Origin of the sequence: Mesorhizobium sp. M1A.F.Ca.IN.020.06.1.1 (genome assembly GCF_004023265.1) — a bacterium.
Classification (GTDB): Bacteria; Pseudomonadota; Alphaproteobacteria; order Rhizobiales; family Rhizobiaceae; genus Mesorhizobium.
The window spans coordinates 1-9,520 of sequence record NZ_RZSR01000110.1 but is presented as its reverse complement, the minus strand read 5'-3'; the positions used below and the strand labels follow the sequence as shown (position 1 = coordinate 9,520).

The following is a 9,520-nucleotide window of genomic DNA, read 5'->3' as shown; positions in this document are numbered from 1 at the left end:
GTGTTATACATGCCGAACGATGCCCTGCATGTGGAGGTCACGCCGAAGCGTTTCAACAGCGGCTGGGCGCAGTGCGTGCCGGCGCGGACCGCGACGCCTTGCCTGTCGATAAGCATCGACACGTCATGGGCGTGGATGCCCTGCAATTCGAACGAGATGATGGCGCCCTTGCCGGGCGCGTCGCCGAAGATGCGCAGCGAATTGATGGCGCGCAGCCGCTCGTGGGCGTAATTCTTGAGGTCCGCCTCATGCGCCGCGATGCGCTCGCGGCCGACCTTTTCCATATATTCGAGCGCGGCGCCCAGCCCGATCGCCTGCACGATCGGCGGCGTGCCGGCCTCGAAACGGTGCGGCGGCTCGTTGTAGGTGACGATGTCTTCCGTCACCTCCTCGATCATTTCGCCGCCACCCATGAAGGGCCGCATCGCTTCCAGCATGTGCTTCTTGCCGTAGAGCACGCCGATGCCGGACGGCCCGTAAACCTTGTGGCCGGTGAAGACGAAGAAGTCGCAATCGAGGTCCTGCACGTCGATCGGCATATGCACGGCGCTCTGGCTGCCGTCGACGAGCACCGGAATTCCACGCGGATGCGCGATGCGCACGATCTCCTTGATCGGCGTCACCGTGCCCAGCGCGTTCGACATATGGGTGATGGCGACGAGTTTTGTGCGGTTCGTCAGCCGCTTCTCGAATTCCTCGATATGGAAGGCGCCGAGATCGTCGACCGGCACCCAGACAAGCTTCGCGCCCTGCCGCTCGCGGATGAAATGCCAGGGCACGATGTTGGAGTGGTGCTCCATGATCGAGAGGACGATCTCGTCGCCCTCGCCGATCCTCGGCATGCCGTAGCCATAGGCGACCGTGTTGATCGCCGAGGTGGTGTTGGAGGTGAAGACGATGTTGTCGGTGCTCGGCGCATTGAGGAAGCGGCGTACCGTCTCGCGTGCTTTCTCATAAGCATCGGTCGCGGCATTCGACAGAAAATGCAGGCCGCGATGGACATTGGCGTAGTCCTGCGAATAGGCGTGCTGGATCGTGTCGAGCACCACCTGCGGCTTCTGCGCCGAGGCGCCGTTGTCGAGATAGACCAGCGGCTTGCCGTAGACCTGCCGCGACAGGATCGGGAAGTCGCGGCGGATCGCCTCGACGTCGTAGGGAGCGGTTTCGATCTTCTGGTCCATCACAAGGTCTTTCGAGGCTTCGCCTCACTCCGTCCGGCACCCTCATCCGTCTTGGCGCTCCGCGCCAATCCACCTTCTCCCAAGTAGGAGAAGGGGAAAGCGCTATCCGTGCGTCGAAAACCAGGCGTCGAGCCGCGCTTCGAGCGCATCGACGAGCGCCTCGTCGTCCAGTTCCTCGATCACTTCCGCGACGAAAGCCTTCACCAGCAGCCCTCGAGCCGCCTTTTCCTCGATGCCGCGCGCCATCAGATAGAACAGATGGTTGTGGTCGATCTCCGTGACCGTCGCCCCGTGACCGCAGACGACGTCGTCGGCGAAGATTTCCAGCTCCGGCTTGGTCGAGAACTCACCCTCGTCCGACAGCAGCAGCGTGTTGCACGCCATCTTGGCGTTGGTCTTCTGCGCGTATTGGTGCACGTTGATGCGACCCTGGAAGACACCCCGCGCCTTGCCGGTCACAACATTGCGGATCACTTCGGTCGAAGCGGTGTGCGGCACGGCATGGTCGAGCACCATGGTGGTGTCGGTATGCGTGTCGCCGGCCAGAAGGTTGATGCCGCGCAGCTTGAAATCGGCGCCCTCGCCAGTCGTCCTGACCACGACTTCCTGGCGCACCAGCTTGCCGCCGGCGTTCATCACGAACAGCGTCAGCTTGGCGTCCTTGCCGATATGCGCCTTGAGCTGGGCAAGGTGCGTCGCCGTGTCCGGCTGCTCCTGCACGATCAGCCAGGTCACCTCGGCACCGTCGCCGACCACAAGCTGGCTGACCGAACTGACGAGCGCGGCTTCGCCGCCCTCGCCCGTCTGGCGCTCGACGATGATTGCCTTGGCGCCGGCACCGACACGTGCCAGGAGCCGCACATGCGTCTGGCCGCCGGCCTGGAGGTTCTGCAGCTCGATCGGCTTTTCCAGCTCGGTGCCGTCGGCGATGTCGACGAAATAGCCGTCGGCGACGAAGGCCGTGTTCAGCGCGCCGATTGCGTCATCGGCGCCATAGCGATCGAGCCCCGGCGCGATACTGCCGTCGGTGAGCTTCTCCGACAGGCGCTGCACCGTGACGCCTTCGATCTCGGGAGCCTTGGCGCTCGAAACGCCGTTCAGCACCGGCAGAACGGCCGAACCGTCGAGGACCGGATCGAGCGCCTTTGCGATGTCCCCGGCCTCGAAGACCGGCACCGAGGTCAGCAGCCGGCGCAGGTCCGTATAGTGCCAGGATTCGACGCGGCGCGTCGGCAGGCCGTGCTTGATCGCCTCGATCGCGTCGTCGCGCTTGACCATCACTGCGCCGTCGCCGGGCAGCAGCGATAGCCGCTCGCCGAAGGCGTCGATCAGCGCCGTTTCGGCCAATGTCCGCTGGGGCTGTGCGTGCATGTTCATTGCTCTTGCCTCACTTGGCCCCATCTCACGCGGCTTGCCCGATCACGCCGGCATAGCCGTTGGTTTCAAGATCGAGCGCCAGCGACTTGTCGCCAGACTTGATGACCTGGCCCTTGTAGAGCACGTGCACGCTGTCCGGCACGATGTGCTCGAGCAGGCGCTGGTAGTGGGTGATGACGACGATCGCGCGCTCCGGCGAGCGCAGCGCGTTGACGCCATCGGCGACGATCTTGAGGGCGTCGATGTCGAGGCCTGAATCGGTCTCGTCGAGCACGCAGAGCTTCGGCTCGAGCAGTTTCATCTGCAGGATCTCGGCGCGCTTCTTTTCGCCGCCGGAGAAGCCGACATTGAGCGGCCGCTTCATCATGTTCATGTCCATGTTGAGCGAAGCGGCGGCGTCCTTCACGCGCTTCAGGAATTCCGGAACCTTCAGGGGCTCCTCGCCGCGCGCCTTGCGCTGCTCGTTCATCGCGACTTTCAGGAATTCCATGGTCGCCACGCCCGGTATCTCCATCGGATACTGGAAGGCGAGGAAGATGCCGGCGGTGGCACGTTCGGCCGGATCCATTTCGAGGATCGACTGGCCGTTGTAGAGGATGTCGCCTTCGGTGACCTCGTAGTCCTCGCGGCCGGCGAGGATGTAGGACAGCGTCGACTTGCCCGAACCGTTCGGGCCCATGATGGCGGCGACCTCGCCGGCTTTGACCGTCAGGTTCAGGCCACGGATGATCTCCGTGCCGTCCTCGACGATGCGGGCATGCAAATTCTTGATCTCAAGCATATTTTTTTCCTGAATATCTTCTGCGGTCAGCCGACCGAACCCTCGAGGCTGATGCCGATCAGCTTCTGCGCCTCTACAGCGAACTCCATCGGCAGCTGTTGGATGACGTCCTTGACAAAGCCGTTGACGATCAGCGCGATCGCCTCTTCCTCGGGAATCCCGCGCTGCATCACGTAGAACTTCTGGTCCTCGGATATCTTCGACGTCGTCGCCTCGTGCTCGAACTTCGCCGTCGCGTTCTTGGCTTCCATGTAGGGCACGGTGTGCGCGCCGCACTGGTCGCCGATCAGCAGCGAATCGCAGTTGGTGAAGTTGCGGGCGTTGGTCGCCTTGCGGTGCGCCGAGACTTGGCCGCGATAGGTGTTCTGCGAGAAGCCGGCGGCAATACCCTTGGAGATGATGCGGCTCGACGTGTTCTTGCCGAGATGGATCATCTTGGTGCCGCTGTCGACCTGCTGATAGCCGTTCGAAACCGCGATCGAATAGAACTCGCCGCTGGAATCGTCGCCGCGAAGGATGCAGCTCGGATATTTCCAGGTGATCGCCGAGCCGGTCTCGACCTGCGTCCACGAGATCTTCGAACGGTGGCCGCGGCAGTCGCCGCGCTTGGTGACGAAATTATAGATGCCGCCCTTGCCCTCGGCGTCGCCCGGATACCAGTTCTGCACCGTCGAATATTTGATCTCGGCATCGTCGAGCGCAATCAGCTCGACCACCGCGGCATGCAGCTGGTTCTCGTCGCGCTGCGGCGCCGTGCAGCCTTCGAGATAGGACACATAGGCCCCCTCCTCGGCGATGATCAGCGTGCGCTCGAACTGGCCGGTATTCTTCTCGTTGATGCGGAAATAGGTCGACAGCTCCATCGGGCAGCGCACGCCCTTCGGCACGAAGACGAAGGAGCCGTCGGTGAACACGGCCGAGTTCAGCGTGGCGTAGAAATTGTCGGAAGTGGGCACGACCGAGCCCAGATATTTCTGCACCAGTTCAGGGTGCTCGCGGATCGCTTCCGAAATCGAGCAGAAGATGACGCCGGCCTGAGCCAGCTCCTTCTTGAAGGTGGTGACGACCGAGACGGAATCGAACACGGCGTCGACCGCGACGCGGCCGGACTTGTAGACGTTGTCGTTGGCCTCCTCCAGCTCCGAAGCGTCGGTCTTCTGCACGCCGGCGAGGATCTCCTGCTCCTTCAAAGGAATGCCAAGCTTCTCGTAGACCTTGAGCAATTCGGGATCGACCTCGTCCAGCGACTTCGGTCCCGGCGTGCTCTTCGGCGCCGCGTAATAGTGGATGTCCTGGAAGTCGATCTTCGGATAGTGGACGCGCGCCCAGGTCGGCTCTTCCAGCGTCAGCCAGCGCCTATAGGCGCCCAGACGCCATTCCAGCATCCAGTCCGGCTCGCCCTTCTTCTCAGAGATCAAGCGAATGATGTCTTCGCTCAGGCCCTTGGGGGCCTTGTCCATCTCGATCTCTGTCTGGAATCCATATTTATACTGGTCGACGTCGATCTTTCGGACTCGATCGATCGTCTCCTGCACAGCAGGCATAAGCGTTCTCCATCCACGCCGGGGTCAAGGCCCGGCAGTTTTCAAACTATGGCACCGCAGAAACGCGCCCCGGGAAGGACTCGGCTGCGGAGTAAGCTCCATATAGTGCGTTCCGGCCGGAAATTCACCCGTCCAAACGAAACGCACGGCTTTACCAGGCCGGATGGCCTGAATTCGTCTTTCGAACACCGGATTTCAAGAGCCGCCCGGGATCTCTTGTCCGATGCCCTGCCGCCGTCAGGCAGCCTTTTCTTTTCCAGCCCGACGCGCGGCTATGCCCGCCAGAGCCGCCCGGAACGCCTCGATCTCCTCGGCGCCGGTGGCGCGGCCAATCGAGACGCGCAAGGCGCCAAGGCTCTCGCCGTGGCCCATCGCCTTCAGCACATGGCTTGGCCCGACTTTCCCCGACGAGCAGGCGGAACCGGCCGACAGCGCAACACCGGCGAGATCGAAGGCGATCTGCGCCGTCTCGGCCTTGACGCCGGGAATAGCGAATAATGTCGTATTGGCAAGCCTTGGCGCTGCCGCTCCAAAGATTTCCGTATCAGGGACGAGCTCCCGGACGATGGCTTCGACCTTGTCGCGACGGCGCGCGACCGCTTCCATGTCTTCCAGGCCGGCGAGTGCTGCCCGCGCCGCGGCACCAAAACCGGCAATGCCGGGAAGATTCTCCGTGCCGGCGCGATGGCCCTTTTCCTGGCCGCCGCCTTTGATCAGCGGCTTCGGCATCATCAGATCGGCCCGGGCGACGATGGCGCCGACGCCCTTCGGGCCGCCGATCTTGTGCGAGGAAAGGATCAGATGATCGGCATAACCGGCTGACATGTCGATCGGAATCCGTCCTGCCGCCTGCACGGCATCGACGACCAGCACGCCGCCCGCTTCCTTGACGATCTCGGCGATGCGTCCGATCGGCTGGATCACCCCCGTCTCGTTGTTGGCGGCATGGATCGCCACCAGCGGCAGGCCGGCAGCCTTGTCATGCGCGGAGAGCGCCGTAGTCAGCGCCTCGAGATCGGCAATGCCGTCTCGATCGACGCCGATCCTCGTCACCTGCGGCGCCGAGAACCGCCCGCCATTCAGAATGCAGGGATGATCGGCGGCCGAGACATAGAGGTGGCTGATGCGGACAGAGCCGCGCCCCATCTGCCAGTCGGGAGCAAGCAGCGTCGATGCGGCCTCCGTCGCGCCGGAGGTGAACACGACGTGCTCGGGCCTGGCATTGACCAGCCCTGCCACGTCACGCCTGGCATCCTCGATCAGCCGCCGCGCCGCGCGGCCCTCGCTGTGAACCGACGACGGATTGGCGGCATCGAGCGCCGCGACCGCCGCCGACCGCGCCTCTGCCATGAGAGGTGCGCTGGCGTTGTAGTCGAGATAGGCGCGAGTTGCGGCCATTTTCCTTCAGTCGATCCTGTCAGCAGCCATTCCGCGAGGACAGCGCGTTATTTCCTTGAAATTGCAAGGCGAGCCGTCCTATTTACCCGGCTTGCGGCGCGGGCGGCCGAGAAAATGCGTTCTCGGCACCCAGTTTTGAACAATTCTAAACTAGCTTCTAGGAAGACGCTTGCCCGGCGTCAAGGCCACAGAATGGGCCAAAGGAAGAGTCCGGGCTCGCGCCTTCGTATGCCACGTGGAGTATTTTATGCCTGAGGTCATTTTCGCCGGTCCGGCTGGTCGCCTGGAGGGCCGTTACCAGCCTTCCAAGGAAAAGAGCGCGCCGATCGCCATTGTGCTGCATCCGCACCCGCAATTCGGCGGCACGATGAACAACAAGATCGTCTACGACCTCTTCTACATGTTCCAGAAGCGCGATTTCACCACGCTTCGCTTCAATTTCCGCGGCATCGGCCGCAGCCAGGGCGAGTTCGACCACGGTACCGGCGAATTGTCGGACGCGGCCGCTGCGCTCGACTGGGTGCAGTCGCTGCATCCGGATTCCAAGAGCTGCTGGGTCGCGGGCTATTCCTTCGGCTCATGGATCGGCATGCAGCTGCTCATGCGCCGGCCCGAGATCGAGGGCTTCATCTCGGTCGCCCCGCAGCCCAACACCTACGATTTTTCGTTCCTGGCACCCTGCCCGTCGTCCGGCCTCATCATCCATGGCGATGCCGATAAGGTGGCGCCGCCCAAGGACGTCCAGACGCTGGTCGACAAGCTGCACACGCAAAAGGGCATAACCATCACGCAGAAGACTATCTCCGGCGCCAACCATTTCTTCGCCAACCACGCCGAACTGCTGATCGACGAATGCGCCGACTACCTCGACCGGCGGCTGGCCGGCGAGCTCGCCGATCCACGGCCGAAGCGGCTGAGGTAGATTTCGGGCGATCCTTAGACCAAATAGCTCTACGGGCGGTCAGCCGACAATTGCTCGCGGCTCCGCCTCGCCAGCGATGTTTTGTCCTTGGATCCGCTGGAAGACAGCAGCCGGAACGTGCGCTTGGGCACGGGTCTGGTCGACGACGGCCGTCGGAAGATGAAACCGAGCCGCGCGAAGACCAGCCCTGCGGCGATCGCAAAGGCAAGGCCGAGCCCAAAGCCGGCCACTGTGTCGCTCGGATAATGCGCGCCGACGAAGACGCGCGTCGAAGCGATCAAGGCCGTGGCCGCAAGCGCGATGTGCCAGCGCCTTGGAAACAGCAGCAAGAGGACGCCGAACACCGCCCCCATCGTCGTGGCATGGCCGGACGGAAAGCCGGCGAAGCGCGCATCCATGGCGAAGGGATGCAGCGACAGCACCCCGTAATCGTCGAAATAGAGCGGCCGGGCCCGGCCGATGCCGTATTTCAGTAAGTTGACGGCCAGCCCGGAAAGACCAACCGCGCAAAGCACCAGGAAAGCGAAGCAGGTCCAATTGTAGACGAGCAGACGCGACGACCTGGAAAGCCGTCGCCAGTCCGTCAGGTTGGCGGCGACGAGGCAGAGAACCGCGGGGATGAGATACCAGCCGCCCAGGCCGAAATCCGTTAAGAAGTCGGTGAAACGGACGAAGCCTGGCGTCCACCCGCCGCGCATCCTGCCGGCGGCGCTGTCCAGGGTGAGGCCAATGGCTATGGCCAGCAGAAGCCATGCAGAGACCCAGACGAGCCAGGGAATCTCGGGATAGCGCGCGGGACGCACTGCAAAACGCCGCTGCACGATGCGCGTCGTGTCGAGGAAGTTGCCGAGCGAACGGCGGTAAAGAGAAACGGCGGACATGGCTCTATAGGGGTCTTCGAGCTCCGACATTATTCCTCACTGGGCCACTCGATAAAGGCCGAGCGCCAGCTTGTCTCCTGACGAATAGTTGAGCCCGTCGATCTCGGTCAGTCGCTTCGCCGACTTGCCCTGCCCGGCAAGCAGCTCGTTGAGCTTTTGCTCCTCCTTGACCGGCGCCAGTCCCAGCGCACAGGTCGGATCGGCCAGCAGGTGCTTTGCCACGCCATCGACGTCGGTCAGCACGGTCTTGGTCCCGACCAGGAACACCAGGCTCGGCTCGTGATAGGGGGACGAGGCGAGCACCGTGGTGTCGCAAGGACGGTTGGCATCGACGGCTGCCTTGATGGCCGGGCTCAGCCAGATCGGCTTCAGCGACGGCGCAATCACGCCGAACAGCAGGCTGAACGTTACGCCCGCGCCGATCGCGATCGCCGCGATGCGTTCGAGCGGCACCTGCAATTGGCGCGGGAAAGCCAGATAGCCGGTCACGAGCGCGGCGATTGCCGCCGGAATGCTCCACCAGGAAAAGGCTTTTGCGAGATAGAGCGGCGCGCCTATGCATACTGCGGCTAGCCCGATCGACACGACGACGACGCCGAAGGCGGTCGACCACCACAGCCAGTTCTGCCAGCGCTTGAGCGGCGCATTGGCCTTGTCCTCCGGCAAGGTGAGCAGCCAGCCGATCAGCAGCGCCATGCCGGGATAGGCCGGCAGCACATAATGCGGCAGCTTGGTCGGGATCGCCTCGAACACCAGCCAGAAGGGGATATACCAGGCGAGACAGAAGCGCAGGCGCGGGTCGTCCCAGAAGCGGTTGATGGCCTGCAGCCCGGCGCCGACCGCGATCAGGCCGAAAGGCCACATGAACAGCGAATAGGTGAGCATATAGAAGCCCGGCGGCAGGCCATGCGATTCCTCGCCTTGCGCCACCTTGTTCAGCATGTCCTTGCCGACCGCCTCCTGGAAGAAGGCGCCGCCGCTCTTCCAGCTGATGAGGATGATCCAGGGCAGCACGATGACGAGCACGATTGCGACGCCGCGCACCAGCTTCAGCTTCAAAAGCCAGCGCCAGTCGCGTTCGAAGGCGAACAGCGCGCCGGCCGTCAGCAGCGACAACAGCGGAGCGACCGGACCCTTGATCAGAATTCCCAGTCCCTGCGCGATCCAGAAGATCCATGGGAGGTGGCCGGCAATCGGCTCCTTGCGGCGGGCGGCCAGATAGACCTGCGCCAACGCGCCTTGCGCGGCCACGCAGCAGGCGAGCAACATGGCGTCGGTCTTGGCGTCGCGGCCTTCGAAGGCGGTGGCGAAGATGGCGGCTATCATCAGGCCGGCGGCAAGGCCGCCATTGGCGCCGAAGAGTTTTGTGCCCGTCCAGCCGATGCCCACGACGGCGAGCGCAATGCCGAGCATCGAAACCAGCCGATAGACCCAGA

8 protein-coding genes are annotated in these 9,520 nt (G+C 63.4%); 1 reads left to right on the top strand and 7 read right to left on the bottom strand.

All coding sequences use genetic code 11. The features are described 5' to 3' along the window. From EOA60_RS07610 to EOA60_RS07590, 5 genes are all read right to left on the bottom strand, one after another. Nucleotides 1-1,181: cysteine desulfurase (locus tag EOA60_RS07610; protein ID WP_164899221.1), on the bottom strand; the 1,181-nt coding region annotated here is incomplete at its 3' end. A gap of 102 nt (nucleotides 1,182-1,283) precedes the next feature. Further along, a complete protein-coding gene (gene sufD, locus EOA60_RS07605; protein WP_095825251.1) occupies nucleotides 1,284-2,558 on the bottom strand; it encodes a Fe-S cluster assembly protein SufD in 1,275 nt (424 codons plus the stop codon). A gap of 25 nt (nucleotides 2,559-2,583) precedes the next feature. Next, on the bottom strand, nucleotides 2,584-3,339 hold the full coding sequence (gene sufC / locus EOA60_RS07600; RefSeq protein WP_095825250.1) for a Fe-S cluster assembly ATPase SufC: 756 nt from the start codon (nucleotides 3,337-3,339) through the stop codon (nucleotides 2,584-2,586). Nucleotides 3,340-3,365: 26 nt separating this feature from the next. Then, entirely contained in the window at nucleotides 3,366-4,883 is a 1,518-nt protein-coding gene (gene sufB / locus EOA60_RS07595; RefSeq protein WP_067328280.1) for a Fe-S cluster assembly protein SufB, read from the bottom strand. Nucleotides 4,884-5,120: 237 nt separating this feature from the next. Beyond that, nucleotides 5,121-6,281, bottom strand: coding sequence for a cysteine desulfurase family protein (locus EOA60_RS07590; protein ID WP_095825248.1), 1,161 nt, complete (start codon nucleotides 6,279-6,281; stop codon nucleotides 5,121-5,123). Nucleotides 6,282-6,528: 247 nt separating this feature from the next. Between EOA60_RS07590 and EOA60_RS07585 the strand changes: the two genes are divergently transcribed. Then, the gene (locus EOA60_RS07585; protein ID WP_066995082.1) at nucleotides 6,529-7,203 is read left to right on the top strand and encodes an alpha/beta hydrolase; all 675 of its coding nucleotides are present in this window, start codon (nucleotides 6,529-6,531) and stop codon (nucleotides 7,201-7,203) included. Nucleotides 7,204-7,232: 29 nt separating this feature from the next. Here EOA60_RS07585 and EOA60_RS07580 read toward each other — a convergent pair whose 3' ends face one another. Together EOA60_RS07580 and EOA60_RS07575 are read right to left on the bottom strand one after the other, a co-directional pair. Continuing rightward, the gene (locus EOA60_RS07580) at nucleotides 7,233-8,114 is read right to left on the bottom strand and encodes a phosphatase PAP2 family protein (protein WP_179293650.1); all 882 of its coding nucleotides are present in this window, start codon (nucleotides 8,112-8,114) and stop codon (nucleotides 7,233-7,235) included. Nucleotides 8,115-8,120: 6 nt separating this feature from the next. Then, nucleotides 8,121-9,520, bottom strand: a 1,400-nt coding sequence (locus EOA60_RS07575; RefSeq protein WP_164899220.1) for a glycosyltransferase family 39 protein, incomplete at its 5' end; no start/stop codon positions are given.